The sequence below is a fragment of the Hanamia caeni genome, from assembly GCF_003721595.1.
GTDB classification, from domain to species: domain Bacteria; phylum Bacteroidota; class Bacteroidia; order Chitinophagales; family Chitinophagaceae; genus Ginsengibacter; species Ginsengibacter caeni.
Window position 1 is genome coordinate 209,177 of the sequence record NZ_RJJR01000009.1, and the last position, 22,023, is coordinate 231,199.

Sequence of the window (22,023 nt, forward strand, 5' to 3'; positions counted from 1 at the left end):
ATTACAGTGCTACTTTCTGATTTCCTGCATGTAATGCCATCGTCTTACCATTCCACTTTAATGTTCCTGAAAGATTTTTTGGAAGGGTGATTTCGCCGGAGATATTTTTATTTTTTCGTGTAAGCATCACCGATAGCTCTCCATCCGCTACGGGCATCGTGCCTTTTATTTCGGTCAATTCGCCAAATGCCGGCGCGATCTTAACTGTTTTAAACCCGGGTGATGCCGGTGTAATTCCGCAAATCGTAGCAAGGAAATCGTAAATAGGACTTGCTGACCATGCATGGCAATCAGACCGTGTAGGGTCGGGCTTTTCAGCGAATGTAGTCAGCCCGTTTTTCAGCATGTCGCGCCATGGTTTTAGCTGCGAATAATAAAGATTGGCCATGCCTGCTTTTACCATTGCACGCGTTAAATAAAACCTGTAATAAAAAGTAGCCTGGCTAAGGGTAGAATCGTATAAAATATTTTTCATCACAGTTTGTTCTTCAGAGGAAGGAATGGCTTCAGCAAGAATAGCCATAATTCCGGCGTGCTGGCTGTAGCTGCTTTTTTCAGGAGTGTCTGCCATTTCCATTTTCTTTTTATCAAAGCAATCCCCGTACGTTTTTTTAGCCAGCGCATTGGCAAGCATTATATAATGCTTACTCATTTCCTTTTTGCCAAAATAATCGAACAGTTGTGCGGCCTGTCGCAACGTATACACAAACTGAAGGGTGATAATTGAAGAATTTCCATCCATAGCGCCGGGTGGTGTTCCACCGGGAAAAGCGTCATTCCAGTCAACAAAGCTCCACCACTTCATCGGGCCCAAAATTCCTTTCGATGAATCAATATGTTGTTCATAACATTTTAACACCAGATTAGCTGCATCTAAATATTTTTGTAAGAATGCATCATCACCTCTCAACATCCAGTAATCATGAAGCATGGAAACCCAAAACAGGGAGAATGGGGGTATTACCTGCAGCCGGCTGCTCGGAAAACGGCCCTGCGTAAGCCCTTCAGGCACTCGGCTCAAATAAAAATCATTGATAGCTTTCCGCATCAGCCTGTCATCGCCGGTGTTGTACAAAGAAATAAGCGATTGAATACGGGTATCACCTTCATATTGCAATTGTTCATAGTAGGGGCAATCAAAATACGTTTCGCCTGCGCACAATCTCGCCGTGCGCCATCCTACTTTCCAGATATCCTCAAGAGACTTATCGTTAGACACAAATGTTGCTTTTTGTTCAAATGGATATCCTGTAAAGATTCCATACAAATCTTCCAGCACGAGCGGTTGATTACCGGTAGTAATATCCAATTGCAAATAGCGCCACGTGCGTATCCATAACGGGCTGAAGCTCCTGTTGCTTCCACCGTCAGGATAAAAAATATCGTAAAATCCCTTCATAGTTTTGCCTTCAGTAACATTGCGGTTGCCTTTATCTCCTTTTTCATCAAACAAAGCTTCAGCATAGGTAAGCGTCACTTTTGAATCGTTGCCGCCACTAACTTTTAACACAGGGTAGCCAACGGTTTCATAAGATTGGTCAACCAAAATGGTTTTGGTGGTGTTGGCAGGAATGGTAATAGGATGGCCGCCTTGCAGAAAATAAGAATCTTCATTTTTTGTTAGTTTACTATCAGCCCCGGATACATCCTTTCGGATAATTGCCATGCGCTGGATTTCTTGTTCCATCTGCGGAATTTCGCGTGGGGCAAGTGTCCATATATTGTCCGAACCATAACCCGCAGTTACTACCGGCGTACCCACATTCTCCGCATTCGGCCAATTGCTGTCATTATAAGAGGGCAGTTCCCATCCCCACGGAAAATCCTTTGCTCTTACCTCGTCGCCGGGGCCCACAACGAAATAAGAATGTAAAATGGCGCCCATATTTGTAGCGCAGGGGGAATAGGCGGTGTCGTGCAGCACTTTCCATGTTCTGTCGGTATTAGCCACCTCTTCAATTTTACTATCGCCCTGCAATAAGAAACCCGTTTGCGCAGAAATCTGTGCCACGGGCGCATATTCGCCCATGTTCCAAACCCAGGCGGCAATTACATTTTTTCCCTTATGCAGATTTGAAGCAATATCGAAGGTTCCAAAATTCCAATTGTATGTACTGCTTCTTGCCGGCCCTCTGCCCACTTCAGTTCCGTTCACATATAAAATGTACCTGTTGTCTGCCGAAACATGAATGATAAACTTTGAAATATCCGCATTTAAATCAAAAGATTTACGGAAATGATAGACGCCATAAGCTTTTGCAGGCACACCGGGGCAAGTGATCCAATGCGCATTCCAGCTGCCATTTAATAATTTTGGATTGGCAGAAAACTGTTGCCCGTATGAAGAAGCACACAATAAGGCAAAGCCAAAAATTAAAGAGGCTTTCCTGAATGCTGTGGACATAAATAAAAGCATACGTTGGTAATTCATATTGCTATTTTAGAAAATTTTTACTAAAAGTACGAAGGGCTGTGATGTTTTGGATTCTTTAACTTTTGATGCACCACAAGCATAAAGATGAATTTCGCCAAATTGAATCATGCGGCTTAATACCCTGCGGCTCCATCATCGCCACGGAAATCAGCAACTGCGGTAATTTTATTTCCTTTTACTTCAATCACTTCTGTGCGGCCTATTGAACCTCTTTTTTCAATTGTATACCCCATTTTCTTCAGGCCTTCAATGGTGTTAGGGTTGAAATTGCTTTCAACAAAAATTACATCCGGTAGCCACTGCTGATGAAATTTGGGAGAATCAACCGCCTGTTGCGGCGTCATTTTAAAATCAATCATGTCGACGATGGTCTGGTAAACGCTCGTCGGAATAGTAGTGCCTCCCGGCGTTCCGACCACGATGTAAGGTTTGTCGTTTTTTAGAACGATGGTAGGAGTCATACTGCTCAGCATCCTTTTGCCGGGCGCGATGGCGTTTGCTTCAGCGCCCACTGCGCCAAACATGTTGGGAACACCGGGCTTTACGCTAAAGTCGTCCATTTCATTATTTAATAAAAAGCCCGCACCCTGCACCACAATGCCACAGCCATATCCGCCATTTAAAGTAGTGGTTACCGATACGGCATTCCCCTCTTTATCCAGCACATCAAAATGAGTGGTCTCCTCTCCTTCCTGGATGTACCCTTCTTTAATATTCTTGCTGTTTCCCGCTTTGGTGGAATCGTAGTCGCTCATTCTTTTGGCCAGGTATTCTTCGCTGACGAGCGTTTTTACGGGAACTTTTACAAAATCAGGGTCGCCGAGATATTTGGCCCTGTCTGCAAAGGCGCGCCTTTCCACTTCTGACATTAACTGTACTGAAGCAACGCTGCCATAGCTCATTTCGCCGATATTTTCCATCTGGCTCATTTTGAGCATTTGCTCTAAAATAATGCCGCCGCTGCTAGGCAATGGCATGGAAACTACCGTGTTGCCTTTATAATCAAATACGATTGGCGCCCGCTCTTTCGCTTCATAATTTTTTAAGTCTTCTTCGGTGATAAGTCCTTTATCTCTTTTCATTTGCGCAGCAATCAATTGGGCGGTCTTGCCTCCGTAAAACCCATCAGCGCCATCGTCTCTTATTCGTTTTAAGGTATTGGCCAGGTCCTTTTGAATCAGCGTATCTCCTTCCTTCCAAAACCCTTCTTTTACAAAAGCGGGAATAAAATTGTTGACACTCAATAAATGGTTTCGAACCGAATTGAGGCCGTCTGCCTCTCCTTTTACCAGCACAAAACCATTTTCAGCAAACTCAATCGCCGGCTGGATTAGCTTTTTAAAAGGAAGCTTTGCATATTTCATACAAGCGAAAATGCCCGCAACCGAGCCTGGAACACCCACCGCAAGCGGGCTGTTTTGGGAAAGAGTCATCTGTGGGTTTCCGCTGGAATCGAGATACATATCCCGTGTAGCACCACCGGGCGCTTTTTCGCGGTAATCAATGGCGATATTCTGTCCATCTTTTAAATGAATAATGGTAAAGCCGCCGCCGCCGATATTGCCGGCACTCGGATGCACTACGGCCAGCGCCAGTTGAGTAGCAATGGCTGCATCCACCGCGTTACCACCCTGTTTCATAATGCTGACGCCTACTTCACTAGCTATCTGGCTGGCGGATACCACGGCTCCGCGCTTAACCTCAATTTTCTTTTTTGTTTGAAACTGAAAAGCATTGATTTTTTGAGAATGGGAGCACGACGAAAGCAGGAAAGCAACACCCGAAATGAAAAATAAAGATGGATTTTTTTGCATATAATCTGGATAATGATTTTAAAATTATACCCTCATCGGGTACAAAAAGCAGTAAAAATAATCATTAAAATGTGGCTGTTTTTTTATTTCCTGAATAAAAATCGGTCATATTTATTTGTTTACTGTAAAATATCTGGATAGTTACTATAAATATTTGTTCCTTTACGGAATAATTTGTTTTTTTACTATTCAATTTTTTGGAACGATACAAATTTCAAAAAGCCTGCCAACCCATTTAAATTCGATGCCTGATTTTTTAATTTTTGATGTAAGATGAGAAATAAACCGAAGGGGGTTTTCTGCCTTGAAGGCTTTTGGTATGGCGATCACAGAGACCTGATATCAGTAACTCCCGTATTGGAACTGGTGGGCAAACACAGCAACATGCCTTTTGTGCATCACAGGTGCAACACCAAAGCAGAATTTGAATATTCTATTAATCGCTGGAAAACAAAATCCTTTTGTGGCAAGTATCCCATCCTCTACCTCGGGTTTCACGGCGAGCCCGGTTTTATTAAGGTAGGCAAAGAAAAGGTAACGCTTATCGATTTGGGAAATATCATTGGAAATACCTGTTCGCGCTCTATCATTCATTTCGGAAGCTGTTCCACTTTAAACCTCAGCAAAAAGCGGGTGCAAAATTTTATGGACCAAACCGAAGTACTGGCAGTAATGGGCTACAAACGGGACGTAGACTGGCTTCCATCTGCATCGTTTGAAATTTTATTGCTGGATATTCTTCAAAATAATCCCTTCGATTCTACAGGAATGAAAGTTTTTAGCCGGATGGTTCAATCCGAATGTAAACGTCAAATCACTGAGCTGGATTTCAGGTTGATGATCAACGAAAACAAACATTTTGTAAGAAAACGTCAAAAGACTGTGGCCTACGCCAGGTGATTCTATTAAATATTTTTTTCTGAAAAATATAAAAGAAGGCTGAACTAACGGTGATGACTACACGAATTTTTAACTACGTTAATTTTGACGAATCTGTATATTGTTTTTAATAAAATTTCTTTCAAAATCAATAGTGGATTTTAAAAAATTTTATTACAAGACAAGAAATCTTTTTGTTTAGTCATTAAGACTTCAATAATTTGCAGGCCCAAAAAATCGCGGGATGTAGCGCAGCCCGGTAGCGCGCTTCGTTCGGGACGAAGAGGCCGCTGGTTCGAATCCAGTCATCCCGACAAAGGGGAATCAAAACCCGTCAATCCTTGTAAAATTCATTGGTTTACAGGGATTTTTTTTTGTACCTGTATCAAATAATGGCAAATAATATCAATACTCAAGTGAGTAAATCAGTGAGTATTTTAAGGCATAGAATTTGTATTCACTCAATAGCTCATAATCTATTACTTTTCAATTAGTTGTGTTATTTTTTTGACACATTTTGAGAGGATTTGAAATGGGTTTGAATGTGCAGAATCTTGACCAATGAAGATTATGCAACCTCAAATCGATTGGCAATTAAAAGTATTAGTCAGGCTTTTCAACTCTCAATCATACGCAAATGTATGAGCGCACCCTGGTGGTTGATATTTTGATCAAGCACTTTTTTAAAATATTCCCTGGCGAGTTCTTCCTTCTTTAATCCCAGCAAACCCAGACCGATCATATAATTACAATGAGTGGCGTTCCTGGCATTAAGATCCTGGTCAAACACGAGCAAATCAGGTAATGAAACGGCAAAATAATCAATCTTGATTTCATCACTGAGGTGTGCCTTTCCAAAACTAATCAGTTTATTAAAAATCTCATTTGCTTTTCTTGCATTGTTCAATTTCTGCCATGCAAGCCCCTGGTAAAATATTTTATCTGGTTGAGGATCGTTGTAGAAAATTGCTTGCACAGGCTCACTGTTTCCCCTTATTGCAGATATAAATTCCTCAACAGCCTGTTCATTCATGCCCATAGCGTCATACGCGCATCCCTTAAAATAATGAATGTCATTTTCAGCAGTTCCGTATAATTTTCCTTCTCCTAAATTACCAGGATAATGTTCTAATTTATCAAGCAGTTCTAATGCATCTTCGTTTGAACCTTTGGCCAGGGCTTTTTTCGCTAGTTCTATATTACAGATCAAATATTGCAAAATTACTTTCCCCTCCCCTCCTTCCCATGGATGAAATTTCCTTTGGCTCAACAATTGACGGGCTTTTTCATATTCATGCAATTGATTGTAAATGGTGATTCTTTCCAAATAAAGATCATCTCTTTCTTCAACGAGTGTAAGATGTGCTTCCAGTAATTCTAATCGCTGCCGGTAATCATAATTTTCAATTTTATACAACTGGTCTAGTTCCATTAAAATCCTGGCGTCGGTCTTATTTAATGCGAATGCCTTTTCCAACAGCGAAATGCTTTTTGAGGCATCTTTTAATTTATTATAGCAGGCTAAAGAAAGATTGCGGTGGACCGTCGCAAACTGATCATCAATAGAAATAGATCTTTCCCAACAATCGATTGCTTCATTATATTGCCGATTGGCATACCAATAATTACCAAGATAATACAATGACTTTGCAGAAAGATGGTCGCTTATGGCGGCTTCCAGCACCATCTTATCCTCTAATTTATTGGGAAAACAATAATCAGGAGAAGCCGCTGAAGCCTTTTTAAAATAAAGCTGAGCCTGTTCTTTATTACCTAATTGAAGATGAAGCCATCCCAAATAATAATACAATAAGGGAGAGGCGTCAGGATTTCTTTCTTCATAAACCGTCAACAGCGCTATCGCTTCTTCATACATTGCTGATTGCAGATAATCAATTGCATACTCCAGGTAGTTATTCAATGAATTTCGCATCAACTCTCTCAGCTTTTCAAGTGTCTCTTTTTTTTGGTCTTCTGGTACAACCAGGTATCTTTCAAACAAACAGCCATAATTGAAAGGGTCGATTTTTATAGAATCGCTTATCAGCCGGAGCGCCTCTTCAGTATAGCCTGTTTTACGCAATAATGCGGCCTTTAAATGCCTTGCATTGTGACTGCGGTAATTGCGGTCGATGGATTTTTCAATTAAATAAAGTGCATTCCTGAAATCTTTTTTTATGGCGGCTATTTTAGAAAGCTGCAGAAAAGCATTGTGCTGCCATGCATCATTCCAGGTGGCTTTATAAAGATATTTGTAAGCTTCATCAAAGTTGTTTTGAAGCTTAAGACAGAGCCCAAGATTATAATAAGGCTCGCCGTCATATGGATTAGGATTACGTTCTGTTAATCGTTCTACAGCCTTGCGGAAATAAGGTTCAGCTTTGGCAAATTGTCCGCGTCTCAGGTACCATAGGCCCAATGCATTGTTGTTACGAATATCTCCTGCATCTCTTTTCAGTGCTTCTTCATAATAAGGAAGCGGTGAAAAAGTAGCGTGCCTGTATTGCTCCAGGTGCAATCCATTTAGAAACAACAAGTCATTTGTTTCAATTTCTGAAGGAAGCAATGCGGCTTTTGCGGGCGCAGGTTTTTCTTTGTCAATATCTTCTTCCGGCTGATAGCTTATTAATACATTGCCCTCGTTACCTTTAGCAATGACATTTATTTGTTTAGGAAAAAAAGAAACGCCGGTAGTTATGGTTTTTTGATAGCTTTTTAATGGCGAAAGATCGGTAGTGATTTCTTCAATGATTGAATCCTCCAGTAGAACGGTAATAATTGCATTTTTATATTCCGCAGTAACATATATTTTCACCAATATTTCATGGTTACTAAAGTCAACGTTGATTGCGGCTTCCTTGCTTGCATTCTTTACCAATCCAATCTGAGCATAAGGCATAAAGTATTGTTCAAAACTCTTTTCTTCATTCGGTTGTATCCAACTGAAATCGGGTTGATTGTTTGTAAAAACGCCACACATGATTTCAACGTAAGGGCCGTCTTCATCTGTAAGATTTCTATCCCACGATTTTCCGAAATCGCCATTGCCCCATGTCCATTGCTTCTTGCCTGTTGACACATGATGGCTGGCTACATGAAGCATCCCGGATTGCGTATCGTGTTCATAACTGCCAATAAAATCATATTTGGATTCTCCGGCCATATATGAAGTGGGTACAGGAATATTTTTGTACCGCGAAATATCTGTACCTGGTGAATAATTGACATTGTAGTAGGTGCCGGTAGCTATGGGAAAATCGCTCACATCTCTTCTGCCATGATCATATACCGCATGAACATCGGGCGGAAATACGGATTGATTAAAATCGTTGACTTTTACCGCAGGATTGGCCCACCATAAAAAGCTCTGGGGAAAAGGAGTTTTGTTGTATAAACGCACCTTCACTTCCACATAAGCCTTATCTGGATATAATGTAAACCCGGCCATACCTTTGGTACGAAACATTTGTTCTACTTCATTTACCCAAACGGTTTTACTGCCATCTTCAAATTCTTCAATCGTAACATCTATAGGATCAAATGTAGATGGGCGATGATGCTGCGGCCAGTTAAATTCAATGCCTCCTGATATCCATGGGCCACAAAGCCCAACCAATGCAGGTTTTATTACTTTGTTGTAATAAATAAAATGGCGATTGCCAATTTTATCAAAAGCCATTTGAATGCGTCCGCCCAATTGTGGCAGCACCTGTATTTTTATATATTTGTTCTCAAGAAATACAGCCTGATACTTTTTATCCTTTTTTTCATCGTAAATTTTTTCAATGATAGGATTTGGATATACCACGCCACTACTACCCTGGTAAACCCTTCTTTCAAAAAACATAGGATTTTTTTCGGGCTTGCCCGTTTCATACGTTGGGATAATAACCTCCTCTTCCCATATTTTTACGTAAAATTCATTCGTGATCATAAACAGTTGCTAATGCATTTTTATATTTAATTCCAATTGTTCAAGAGTCTGGCCTTTTGTTTCATGTACCCGTTTTTTTATAAAAAGAAATCCAAGTAAACAAACCGCCGCATACAAATAAAACGGGCCATAAGTTCCCAATACTTTTGCCAAAAAAGGAAAGGTGAAAACAAGAATAAAATAAGATGCCCATAAACAAACAATGGCAACAGAGGTTGCTTTACCGCGTATTTTATTGGGGAATATTTCAGAAATCAACACCCATGTTACCGGCGCCAGTGAACAGGCGTACATGGCAATCGCCAGCAATACGAATACAGAAATCCATACCGTAGGAAAATGGTTTTGCAAAAGAATTGCCAGTATAATATAAATCACGGATAACCCCATAGAGCCTGCTAGCATCAATGGTCTTCGTCCCAACTTATCAACCTGCCACATTGCAACCAACGTGAAAATGAGGTTAACAATGCCAATAGAAATCGTTTCAAATAACTGGCGATCAAGATTTGCTCCTACGGATTCAAAAATCGTGGATGTGTAATTAAAAACCACATTAATACCACATAATTGTTGAAACACTGCTAACGCAATACCAATAATAACCGCAGGTCGAACGCTTTTTTCAAAAACACTTTTTACAGGATTGGCAGTTCCGGATAAGGAAGCCTGAATTTCTTTAACAGATTGCCTTGCATAAAAAGAATTCCCAATTTTTTTGAGAATGGTTTCGGCCTTTGCAGTTTCCCCCGCTTTTATTAACCAACGTGGGCTTTCCGGCAACCATAATACTCCCAAAAAAAATAACGAAGAAGGGATTATTCCCAAACCAAACATCCAGCGCCATGCATCTGCGCCCTTATCTGCAAGATTGTAATTAACGAGGTTGGTTACTAATATTCCTATAACTATGGTCAGTTGGTTAATAGCCACATTACGGCCTCTTACGGGGGCCGGGGACACCTCTGCAATGTACATAGGGCTTAGCATTGAAGCCATGCCCACCCCAATGCCGGCAGCAAAACGCATGGTTATAAAAAAATTAAATCCATTTGAAAAAGCCATCCCTGCTGATGATACAGCAAAAATGAGCGCAGCAAGCAGTAAGCCGGGTTTCCGACCATAGCGATCTGTAAAAGTGCCTGCAAATAAACAACCTGCAATACAACCTAATCCGAGTGAACCCGTTAAAAAACCTTCTTTCCACACATCCAATACAAACTCTGTTCTTAAGAAGGGTAATGCACCGGAAATAACGGCAAAATCAAAACCAAACAGATAGCCGCCCAATGCAGAAATAAAAGAAATGGCAATAATGTAAGTTTGATTACCAGTAGATTGCCGGGACATCTTAAGTAACATTTTTAATTTTCAAACTTAAATGAAAAAAAGATTTTAATAATGGAGTATTACTTGAAAGGAATGGACAATATTACGAGTTTCAACGTATCTATGCTTTGAGGGTTTATTCTTTGAAGGTACACGTCTCGTTTCTTCAGCGATAAAATAAAAATTTCAGTTTTTTCTTTGCTTACTGAGAATATCATCAAAAAAATAAAGAATAAAAGAGAGTAAAAGCGCTTTATCGTTATAGCACTTATTGTTTGCGTTTCCGATATTCTAATGGAGATTGTCCCATTACGCTACTGAAGAACCGGGAGAAATAAAAATGATCATCAATGCCCAGTTTGTAAGCAATTTCTCTCACCTGCAAATTGGTAAATTGAAGATATTGGCAGGCTTTCTGAACTTTAATATGCTTAAAATATTCAAGCGGCGGGTACCCGGTTTTCTTTTTAAAAAGCGCCGAGTAATGTGATGGAGAAATATGTACCTCGTTGGCAAGGGTTTTTAAAGTCAGCATTTGATGCAGGTTTTTTTGCATAAAATCAATAGAAATGTCAATTGCATCTTTTTCACTTTTATTAAATGGAGTTTGAAAAACATCAGGATAACAGAAGGAAGAAAGAAAATGCCACAGGCACATATTTATATACCCAAGATTGTCGGCGCTGTAACCATTTTCAAGCGTTTCATAAATGGTATTAAACAAACGGATTCGTTCTTCTGAAAAATCAATGTCGTTGATGAATTGAGTATTATGTTTGCTTAGCAAGTGTACAAAATTACCCGCGCAGCTTCCTTTAAAATGTAGCCAATATATGGACCAGGGATCCGTCTCTTCTGACCCATATTTATGTACAACATTCGCTGGAATGATTAAAAACTGACCCGGGTATACAGGATGTTCTTTCTTTTTGAGATCGAGCCACCCTTTGCCATTGATACAATAAATGAGTATGTTTTGAGCGACCCCAACATATCTTTCCCGGTAATGAAATTTTGCTTTAGGATAAAAGCCAATATCTGTAATAAAAAGTTGATGCACTAACTTAGTCTCATCACAATCCTTTACTATCTTATGAGGCAATACAATCGCTTTCTGCCCATTGAATCCATCCCTTTTTCTTCGTGTCACAGATTTGCTTTCATCCATACAATTAAAATTAAAGAAATCCCGGGATTAGCCTGTCTTTACGAAGAAATCATAACTTTTATTTTTATTTCGCCTGTAACTTTTGCATTAACCACGCGGTAGATTTTGATGCTTCTTCAGCAGTAAGCCAGTGCCCGGATTCTTTGGTTATCACGGTCTCCTTAGGTGCATGGATGTTATTATAGGCGGCATAAATACTTGTTGGCGGACAAACTTCATCGTTAAATCCCCAGCCATAAATTCCCGGAATATTAATAAGCTTTGCAAAATTAGCAACATCATAATAGGCCGACACTTTTATTTTTTCTTTAGACCCCATTGATTTAATATTATCCGGACTAAACATGTGTGGCCAGCCGCCGGCACGCCCATGTAAATAACCTGTTACATCGCTCAGAGCAAAATAAAAAGCCGCTATATATTTAATGCGATGATCAAGCGCTGCAGTAACAATGGACAACGCCCCACCCTGGCTTCCTCCATAAACCGCAATACGGCTTGTATCAACTTCCGGTAGAGACGCCAGCAAATCAACTGCGCGTAAACAACCCAGATACACGCGGTTGTAATAGTATGTATCCCGGTTATCAAGATTTTGAAAATAATAATTATAAAGGGGCCCAAAAGCAAGATCATAGTAAAATTGGTTTGGCTGTGTGACAGTAACTCCATGAATGCCGATTTCAAAAGTTATAATTCCTTTATGTGCCAGCGCTGTATCACCATAATACGGCCTTGCACCGGCGCCGGGTACTTTTAATAAAGCAGGATATTGACCTGGTTTTCTGGGTACACATAAAATACCGTAGATTCTTGAGCCGCTGCGATTATTTTGGACAGATACTTCATAAACATTGATAAGAGAATCACAACGTTCCGGCAACAAAATCATTTTCCTGTCTAATGGAATTTTGAGTTGTTCTTTCCTGGCATCAGCCCAGAATGTTAAAAAATCATCAGGGGTTTTTGCAAAGGCTTTTATATTTTCAGGAGAAAACGCAGCTGTAGCAAGTGCACGATATTTTTTCCCATCAATTGTTGCCGTTACCACACAGCGCAAAAAGCCTGGCTCCAATAAAGTGCCACCGTTTATGATTTTTTTATTATTCGTTGTCGAAAAATTCTCAACAATAGACGGTTTCATTTTTTCCTTCCCAATTTCCAAATGCAGTGGAACATTTTTTATCAATTGTCCTTTTTGAAAAACTTCAATCGAGAAGATAGCTTTTTCGCCAACCTTATATTTCCAATCGGAATGATTTAAAGTTACTTTGATTGAAACGGCATCCTGGTTGGTTTGAGCAATTCCACGATGTATCGTCCCTGCTAAAAGCAGGAAAGAGAAGCCAAACAACAGCTTTTTATAATTTTTCAACATGACCTTAATTTACTCTTATAAACCGATTAAGGAAAAATATTTACAAAGGAAAAATATGAATGGCAACGCCATTTCTGGCAGAAATATTTAATGAAATCTTCGAATGATCATCAATCGTCATGGTTCGCATCTTAACCTTTGTAGTAGTATTCATCGTGCTATCATCTGTATAAATTACTGCCTTATATTTTTTCCCCTTATCTAAAAAATTACAGTTCCAATTTACCTTCCTGGGCGCAGTGCCGTTCAGTGATCCTAAAAACCAGTTATCTCCGCTTCTTCTTACGATGGTTGCAAAGCCTTCCATATCGCCTTCCAGCACCTTGGTTTCATCCCAAACTGTTGGCAATTGATTAAACCAGGCAAGTTCAGGAACTTCCTGTATTTCACCTTCCTTACCTGTTTTTACGGAATCAGGAACCGGTTTATCATACCAATATAAAAATTGTAACGGGCTGTAAATGCAAACTGCTTTAGCCATTTGTGCCACATGCGAACCCATTTTATCAACCCGGTTGGTAAAATAGCAATTGGTGTTATCAGCAGCGCCGGCAATACACCGGGTAAACAAAGTGGTAATAGTATGTTCTGTAAACGGACTTTCCTCATCGCCTCTTATTCCTTCCTGGGTTAATAGATTGGGATAGGTACGTGAATAACCTGTAGGGCGATACTCATCATGAATATCCACTACCATTTTGTACTTAGCTGCTTTCCTGACTGCCTCATGCAGCCAGTTTGTCCAGTACTGGGAACCGACCTGCACAAAGCCGAATTTCAATCCTTTTATTCCCCAGGATTGATAAAGCGGAAGCAACGTATCTAACTGCCTTTCAAGCGCCCGGCGATTTACATACAGTATCACACCCACATTATTTTTTTTCCCGTAAGCGATTACTTTTTTAAGATCCAAAGGCCCCTTCGATCTGGCAGGATCTACTGAAACCCTTGTGGCATCCGAAGTATCGCTGTCTTCCTTCCCGTACCAACCCGCATCAAAACTGATGTAACGGATACCGTGAGACGCAGCAAAATCAATACAATTGATAGCGCCGTCGGTAGTCAGAGTGGATTCACGTAATACTTTTCCCGGCTGTATCCAACTAGTATTGGAAATTTGATTGGGTTCATTCAAATTCAGTACTAAATAATTTTTTTGTAAAAGATCGGCGGGGCTTTTCCCTGCCAAAATATATCTCCAGGGGGAGCTGAGCGAATCAATTCCTTTCACTTTACCATATAGCCGCGTGATGAGATTATTATTACCGCCACTTGCAAACTTCATTCTTGCAAAATTGACTAAAGCAGCCTCACCTAAGGCTACAAAAAGATGTTCATTCAGTCTCACTGTTAATGGCCGCTCAACAACTCCTTTTATATCATTTATTTTTGTTTCAATAATGGGAGACTGTGCAAAAGAACTGGCCCATGCCGTTTCATTATCCCTAAATTTAAATTGGGATAATTCATTATCGACAACGATTGTTTTATTTTTTTGAAATATTTTGTATTGAAAAGCAAATCCTTCGTTGTAAGCGCGGCAGATAATCTTCAATTGAGAATTCTGGTCAGAGGATTTAAATTGAAAGGATACTTCGTTGTATCTGTCAGGTATATTTTTTCGCTCGCCATATACTGTTTGCCAGGAAGATGAAATTGTTTTTCTTTTTACCTCTGTCAAAGAAAAATTTGCTGAATTCAATGCTTCCATATCAAACGCAATCATCCCCTTTTTTAATGCCTGCTGGCGCCCAATAAAAAGAGTGTATGAAACCAGGGACTGGATGCTGCTGCCGTAAGAAAATGTAGCTTTTATGTTCTTATCCGGGCTGGACAAGGTTATCTTTTGCGAAAAGCCTTGTACTGCAATGAGTACAAGGCTTATTAACATTGTTATTTTTATTTTTTTGAATGACATTAGTAATCCGGGTTTTGTGGAAATTCTGCCTGATTATTAGCATCGATAACCGCCTGTGGAATGGGCATCAGATTGTTTTTGGGCATCACCGTTTGCTGTGATTCAATTTGGCCAAATCGTTTCGTTCTGTCGTAAAGCAATCCTAAGCGGCAAAGTGTAAGCGTATGTAATTCCTCACCAAATAACTCACGAATTCTCTCATCAAGAATATAGTCAATATTAACTTCATCCGGAGTGACAGGCGTAGCGCCCGCGCGCGCCCTGACTGTATTAATATCAGCAGCAGCGCTCATATTATCACCGGCTTTCATATAGGCTTCGGCACGGACAAGATAGGTTTCAGCTAAGCGGATTGCATAAGACCCTTGAGCAAAGCCATTACTTGGATCGCCGTTATAATGCCAGTCAGACCCCATTTTCATTACTCTCGGGAAAACTCTTTCCATGGTATCCTGCCGTGAGGTAAGCCATTCCTTTTTTATAGGATCGCCCGGTTTTAAAGAAACAACGACCTTGGAACCATCAAAAAGAGTGACGTTTGTTTTATAGGTTGTATCATAATTGGGCACTTCCACGCCATTAATTATTGGATCGGGTGCATAAAAAACCCTTTGAATATTTACAGGCGAATTGCGCATATCATTGCTGTCTGCAGCATTCCAAAGATAATAAGTAAAGTAATTGGTGGGCCTTACCATGCTTATCCCCCGACCTGTCCAATCGCGGGCAGGCCCTGAATAGCCAAATTTTTCCAATGCCCAGAAACTCGGCCAGAAAGCACGTTCCTGGTCAGTTCTTGTGGGGAGGGTTGTATTTAATCCACCTGTAAGAAATTTATCTATTTGCATCACCCATATAGCTTCCTTATTTCCACTTTGATAATTATAATTTGATTGGGATGATGGGCTTCGCATTTGAAACATATCCCAGAATACATTTTTACCAGGTACATCTTTGCGCCATCCAAAACGCTCAGTCATTAAGTGATAGTCGCCATCAGTTCCATCTATCACCCTGCTAGCGGCCTCAATGGCTTTTGTATACAGGGAAGAATTTTTAGTTTCATCGCCAAGAGCTATATACATTTCGGCCAGGTAATGATCGGCGGCAGCTTTTACCAATCTTCCCGGTTCTGAAGTAGTCGTGGGTAAGTTGGCAGAAGCAAATTCCAGGTCTTTTATACAAAAATCATACACCTCAGCCCTTGTATTTCTTGTAAAAGCTAAGTTGGGTGTAGTAGCGGGTTTATCAATAATAGGAACTCCTCCAAACATATAAGACAAATAGCGGTAACCATAGGCTCTGAACAGACGTGCCTCAGCCTGCACAGCAAGTTTTTGTTCATCAGTCAGGCTTACAGCCGGATTTTCAGATTGCGCCAGGATATTATTGGCATTATAAATTATCTGGAAATGGCGGGTGAAAACATCATTAAATATTCCTCTTGTGGGATTGATTAACGACCAATCCGTAAAGGCGGCACCCGCAGGAACAGGTACGAAAATATTATCTGTTCCTGAGCCAAAATGAAAAAAATCATCTCCATTATCCCTGTTGTTATAATCAAGGCGCACCTGGCGATAAAGCTCATTTAAACCGGTTTTAAATTGTGCATAGTTAAGAAATGCGTTGTCGATCGTTAAGAAATCACCGGGAGTCTCTTTCAAAAATTCATCATCCTTGTTACACCCTGCAAATACAACAAGAAATAAAAACAGGGCTGCGTATGTTAATCTTTTCATGATTTTACTATTAATATTTTTTCAAAAAAGCTTTGACAAACAAATTGGTTAAAAAGAAACGTCTAATCCAAAAGTGACTGTTTTCATTACAGGAAAGCCGTTTACTGAGGCAAAGGTCGTTGCGGTCTCAGGATCTAAACCTTCCCACTTTGTCCATGTCAGGAGGTTTTTACCGGCAACATATACTTTCAGATTTTTTACAGGGGTGTTGGCCAATAATTTATTATCAAGTTGATACGATAAGATAACATCCTGCAGGCGGATAAAACTATGACCTTGCGAAAACTTATAGCCATAAGTATTGCTATAGTTGGGACGCGGAGTTATATTGGATGGATGATCCGGCATCCAGTATGGCTTGTCGAGCCAGTTGGCAACTGTTGCAAAAAGCGTGTTAGGGTTCTGCGCAAACTGGTTACTTGCCAGGTAATAATTGTCTTTTCCACCACCCTGTATGGTACTGAACATAAAGTAGAGTTCCAGGTTTTTGTAAGAAATAGTATTGGAAAAAGACAATGAATAATTGGGTTTGGTGTATCCAATAATTGAACGGTCGTCAGGATCAATTTTTCCATTGTTGTTTAGATCCTTCAATTTTACATCGCCGGGCCTTCCACCATATTGCCTGATGAAGGCAGTGTCTTCTGTTTGAATGATTCCATCGAAGGTGTAATCATAAATAGCACCTAATGATTTGCCAATAAAATAGCCATTTGCAATATCATCATCTTCTCTTCCATCTTTGTTACCGTCCAGGCCATAAATAGTAATGATTTTATTTCTGTTTTTCCAGAAATACAATCCTGATGACCATTTAAAATCCTTGGTTTGTATGTTGTTAGTGTTTATTTGAATCTCTAATCCTGAGTTATGATTTTTCCCCAGGTTATCATCAACTGTTGTAAAACCATTCATTATTGGAATCGCCCTTCTGATAAGCAGGTCGGTGGTGTTCGAATTATAATAATCAATATTACCACTCACTACATCTTTAAAAATTGAGAAGTCCATTCCCAAATTAAAGGAAGTTGTCGTTTCCCATTTCAGGTTTTTATTGGCAAGCCGGTTTACATAAGCCGTGTTGACGGAATTGGTACCAAATAAATAATTAGAAGTTGCTATGCTGGGGAACGTAGCATAAGCGCCTACAGTTGGGTTGCCATTCTCACCATAAGAGGCTCTCAGTTTAAGAAAATTTACAAATGGCAGATTGTCTCTTACAAATGATTCTCCGCTGGCAGTCCAGGCAGCAGCAAGCGCCCGAAAGGTACCGTATTGATTGCCTGTGGCAAAACCGGAATAACCATCTTTGCGAATAGACGCTGATAAATGATAACGTTGCTTATAAACATAATTTACTCTTGCCATGTAAGCTAATTGATCCAATTGGTTGAGGCTCGTACTAACTGATCTTTTAGTGGGGTCGCCCAGTTCCAGGCTGTTCACTCCCAATACAGTGGTTCCTGCCTGTGAAAAATCTTTTGCAGATAAACTCATGCTACGGTTCTTCACCTCCTGCCTTTCGGCCAGCAGCGTAACATCGAAAGAATGATTGTTAAAGATTTGATTGTAGTTAACAATATGACTCAAATACCAGTCTGTTCTTTGAGAATTGTTCCGGTATCCGTTGGCATCTACCAGGAATTTGGTTTGATCCTGCAAGTCAGTCAATTTCAAAGTGTTAACGAATGTTTTTTCATCATTGAATTGAGAGCCGTGCCCCTCCCATCGATTCAATGCATAAGTGGCAGTATAAGACAATCCATCTACCCAGGGAATATCAAAGCGAAGAAAATTAGTGGAACGGTAATTCTGATTGCGGTCTTCATCATAAGTTAAGGTTCTCCAAAAGGGGCTGAATGTGGTGGTGGAACTTTGCGGATATCGTTCATACCAGTTTTCAAAACCCGGAAATGTGGAATGTACATAAGAGTAAGGTCCCATGATCGTACCTTTTTCCAAATCTGCTGAAACACCATCTGCATTTTTATTGGCTACAGAAAGCGTTATTCCATATTTCATCCAACTGGTGATTTTTGCCTCCAGTTTTGCGAGGAAAGTAAACTTTTTAAACTGGTCATTATACACGATCCCCTTTTGGTTCATATAATCTCCCGATACATAATAATTTACACCTTCCGAACCGCCTGAAACACTCATCTGGTAATCCTGGAAAGGAGCCGGACTTGTTACCTCATTCCACCAGTTAACCGTATGACCGGCATTATAAGCTTCTAATTCTTTTGGATTTAATAACCTGTCAATTTCAAGGTCAGAGGGCGAAGCTCCATTCATTTTTTGAACATCGGTTCTGAACTGGATAAATTGCGGGCCATCTCTCATATCTGGCTTGCGGGTGTAAGTCTGAATCCCTGAGGTAGCCCTGAAATTAATCAGTGGCTTACCAGCTTTGCCCCGTTTAGTGGTAATAAGAATTACACCATTGGCTGATCTCGATCCATATACTGCTGCAGAGCTTGCATCTTTTAAAACATCTACACTGGCAATGTCACTTGGATTGATTTCGTTAAAACTGCCGGTGTAGATTACTCCATCTAAAACTATTAATGGTGATTTCTCAGCCCTGATTGAATTCTGACCGCGAATTTCAAAACTCGGATTGCCCCCCGCGTTGGTAGTTACTCCGATGTTCAGACCGGGCAATCTGCCTTTTAATGCATCCAACACATTCACATTAGGAAGGAGTGCTACAGGTGAGTTTTCTAATTTGATAGAAGCAACAGCCCCTGTCAAATCCTTTTTCTTACTGGTGCCGTATCCAATTACTACTACATTATTAAGCGATTGAACCACTGCATTAAGTTCAACAGTAATGTCTGGGGCTTCAGTTACTGTCACCACAGATTCTGCATAGCCAACTGATTGAATTTTCAGTTGGTCACCCACATTAGCCTTTATAGAAAATTCACCATTTTCATCTGATACAGTGCCTGCCTGTTTACCGACCACAGTAATTGTAGCCCCTACCAGGTTAGCCTGAGTTTTACTATCCAGCACTTTGCCGTGCACTGTAATTTGCTGTGCAAATGCCTGGCAACAAAAGACCATTAAACAAAAAGCAAATAATGATATTTTTTTTATTATCGCTTTTGGTGGCTCTTTTTTACAGTTCTCAGAAGTGGAGATTGGTTTTACAAAACCAAGATTTGGCGTAAAATAATTTTTCATATTTAATTTAGTTTAAAGGGCAGAAATTTTTGGTTATAAGGATAGACAATGAACTTATTTGAATCATTTTTTTAATAGATTTTGAATAAAAAGAAAAGAAGATGTATTCCGGATTCAAATGTATTCTGATTGCGGATAAGAAAGAATAGGCGATTTAACTGTATGGATGGACATTCTTATGATTTGCAGGACGCTTATTGAATTGTGCTAACGAATTTTTAATGTAGTTCCATCCGGTGGCAAAGCAACAGAAAAAATTCTTTTGTTTATGGTAATTGAAAAGGCTCCGCCGGTATGACTGGGGTCGCTGGCATAAATTCCGCCATCTGATACCAGGATAAGGCAGGGTTTATTTACAGAAATAAAAAAGGTAGATAGTCTTGTTTTTGCTGCTTTATAAAATGCGGCCATTACCGTTTTCTTATCAAACCATACAGCCTGGCAAATACTGTCATTGCGCAAAATTTTCCATGATGGATTCTTTGCAATCACTTCTGCCTGTTGTGGCGTGGAAGCAAATGCTACCACATAACCTGAAGCGGTATTAGCGGGTGAATGAATAATCAATGGCATGAAAATTTTATCCTTTACTATCTCAGAGCTTTCTGATTTATTTATTTCAGACCAGCTAGCGGTTTTATTTTTTAATTGTATTTCGATGCTGTCTTTTTCCAGGGGGATATATACAAATTGGTTTTGATAAACCCAATCAATATGGTCATAGTTATGTAGCCCTTCCTGTAAAATATTGCCCACCCTGTTCAACGTTACATCACCTTGCCAGCGGCATTGGTCAAGTACAGTAAAAGCACTTTTAGTCAGGTTTTTTGTTTTTATTCCTGCAATTAAAGCCACGGTAATATCTTTATAAGAAGCCCAAAACTTTTTTGCCCTTAAGGTTTGATCATCTTTTTTCAATGAATAATCCATTACTGCAAGGCCACAGTTATTATCGCTTACATTTCCTACAAATTTTTGCCGTTGGATTTTATTTTTTATATCACCGCTGAAATTGGTAATCCCCGGAAGCTTCTCCCAATCCCAAAAGGGCATCAGGTCGTAGTATTCATTGCCATTACTGATAAAATAACCATCGCCGCTGTTTAATAAATCGCCTTTCAGATTTTCTTCATTAATGGATTCCGTCAATAAAGTGCGTATGGAATTTGTTTTCAGAAAAAAACTAAAATCCTTTTGTTGATAGGCAGTAAAATCAGAATAAGGAAAATAGCGATATCCTTGTAACCATGCTTTTCCCTCCTGAACTGCCAGCATATTTTTAAAAGCGTTAATGCTATCCGGCTGCAACTGGTAAAGAAGCGGAATAATATTCCTGATATCAGCACTATGTAAGGCATGTAAACGGCTGGCGGCTCTGTCAATCGTGCCGGGAACGGTATTAATACCTCTTGCCATCCATTGCCATCCCTTTAATGCAAAATCAGTAAGCACCTGTATTTTTGCAGGAGGAAATGCAAGCCACAATCCGCGCAACTCCCATGCAAGACGAACATTGTCTAAGAGAAAAGCGCCGCCATAATGATACATCTGCAACCGGCTGCCATGCTGATGAAAGCTATAATCCGGCTGAACACCTTCTTTGGTAGTAATTTTAATTACCGACAATATCGTATCGCGGCATTGCTGCATCAAAGCAAAATTGTGGGTTAAAGCGCCATAATGCAAACCCAAATCTGCACTCCAAACCAGGTTGGCACCCGTGCCTGCTAACTTGTACTGGGCCAGCACTTCAAGCGATTGGTTTAATTGTTCGAATGATAAGCTGTCTTTCATCAGCACAATAATATCCCTCATTATTTGTGGAATACCAATTTCATTAAACCACCAGTTTTTACTTTTATAACGATTGCTATTCCAGTGGTCAAGTGCAAGTGAAATAGTTCTTTTAATTTTTTCAGAATGATAAGCCGTAGAATTTTCTTTTGACCAGGCCATTGCCAAAGAACGTATTCTTCGCAGGTGATCAGCTACCTGCCAGTAGCCAGGCTGATTATTTTCGTAATTAATATCACTCCACATTCCTTCTTCATTTACAGGAGGAATATTTTCAAAATGCGTCAGCGATGTATCTGTTAAGAGTAAATAGATTTTATACCGGTTCAACATAGAATCAATATCCTGCTGGCTTTGAGCATAACCAATTATTGATATGAAAGCTAAGCTAATGCAGCATGCTAATTTTTTCATAGATTTTCCCGTTGATAAGAAATTATAAGT

The 22,023-nt window shown here is 39.9% G+C and carries 11 protein-coding genes and 1 tRNA gene; 2 read left to right on the top strand and 10 right to left on the bottom strand.

What is annotated here, in order from left to right; genetic code table 11:
* Position 1: 1 nt before the first annotated feature.
* Both EFY79_RS12595 and ggt read right to left on the bottom strand, forming a co-directional pair.
* Positions 2 to 2,431 carry an alpha-L-rhamnosidase-related protein gene (locus EFY79_RS12595; protein WP_199727523.1) on the bottom strand — a complete coding sequence of 810 codons (2,430 nt, stop codon included), beginning with the start codon at positions 2,429 to 2,431 and terminating at the stop codon, positions 2 to 4.
* 116 nt (positions 2,432 to 2,547) lie between these two features.
* Entirely contained in the window at positions 2,548 to 4,248 is a 1,701-nt protein-coding gene (gene ggt / locus EFY79_RS12600) for a gamma-glutamyltransferase (RefSeq protein WP_123121067.1), read from the bottom strand.
* A 273-nt stretch (positions 4,249 to 4,521) separates the two neighbouring features.
* Here ggt and EFY79_RS12605 point away from each other — a divergent pair, with 273 nt between their 5' ends.
* A complete protein-coding gene (locus EFY79_RS12605) occupies positions 4,522 to 5,148 on the top strand; it encodes a DUF6642 family protein (RefSeq protein WP_123121068.1) in 627 nt (208 codons plus the stop codon).
* 219 nt (positions 5,149 to 5,367) lie between these two features.
* A tRNA-Pro gene (locus tag EFY79_RS12610) sits at positions 5,368 to 5,441 on the top strand.
* Between the two features lie 302 nt (positions 5,442 to 5,743).
* On the opposite strand, the gene EFY79_RS12615 is transcribed toward EFY79_RS12610, so the two are convergent.
* The 8 genes from EFY79_RS12615 to EFY79_RS12650 form a co-directional block, all read right to left on the bottom strand.
* On the bottom strand, positions 5,744 to 9,061 hold the full coding sequence (locus tag EFY79_RS12615; protein WP_123121069.1) for a DUF5107 domain-containing protein: 3,318 nt from the start codon (positions 9,059 to 9,061) through the stop codon (positions 5,744 to 5,746).
* 9 nt (positions 9,062 to 9,070) lie between these two features.
* Positions 9,071 to 10,423 carry a sugar porter family MFS transporter gene (locus EFY79_RS12620; RefSeq protein ID WP_233577995.1) on the bottom strand — a complete coding sequence of 451 codons (1,353 nt, stop codon included), beginning with the start codon at positions 10,421 to 10,423 and terminating at the stop codon, positions 9,071 to 9,073.
* A gap of 235 nt (positions 10,424 to 10,658) precedes the next feature.
* Positions 10,659 to 11,558, bottom strand: a complete 900-nt coding sequence (locus EFY79_RS12625) for an AraC family transcriptional regulator (protein ID WP_123121071.1) — start codon at positions 11,556 to 11,558, stop codon at positions 10,659 to 10,661.
* Positions 11,559 to 11,622: 64 nt separating this feature from the next.
* On the bottom strand, positions 11,623 to 12,936 hold the full coding sequence (locus EFY79_RS12630; protein WP_123121072.1) for an acetylxylan esterase: 1,314 nt from the start codon (positions 12,934 to 12,936) through the stop codon (positions 11,623 to 11,625).
* 40 nt (positions 12,937 to 12,976) lie between these two features.
* On the bottom strand, positions 12,977 to 14,854 hold the full coding sequence (locus EFY79_RS12635) for a glycoside hydrolase family 97 protein (protein ID WP_123121073.1): 1,878 nt from the start codon (positions 14,852 to 14,854) through the stop codon (positions 12,977 to 12,979).
* On the bottom strand, positions 14,854 to 16,596 hold the full coding sequence (locus tag EFY79_RS12640; protein WP_123121074.1) for a RagB/SusD family nutrient uptake outer membrane protein: 1,743 nt from the start codon (positions 16,594 to 16,596) through the stop codon (positions 14,854 to 14,856). The genes EFY79_RS12635 and EFY79_RS12640 overlap by 1 nt, the downstream gene beginning before the upstream one ends.
* A gap of 48 nt (positions 16,597 to 16,644) precedes the next feature.
* Positions 16,645 to 19,785 carry a SusC/RagA family TonB-linked outer membrane protein gene (locus tag EFY79_RS12645; RefSeq protein ID WP_123121075.1) on the bottom strand — a complete coding sequence of 1,047 codons (3,141 nt, stop codon included), beginning with the start codon at positions 19,783 to 19,785 and terminating at the stop codon, positions 16,645 to 16,647.
* Positions 19,786 to 19,992: 207 nt separating this feature from the next.
* Positions 19,993 to 21,993, bottom strand: a complete 2,001-nt coding sequence (locus tag EFY79_RS12650) for a polysaccharide lyase family 8 super-sandwich domain-containing protein (RefSeq protein ID WP_123121076.1) — start codon at positions 21,991 to 21,993, stop codon at positions 19,993 to 19,995.
* Positions 21,994 to 22,023 lie beyond the last annotated feature (30 nt).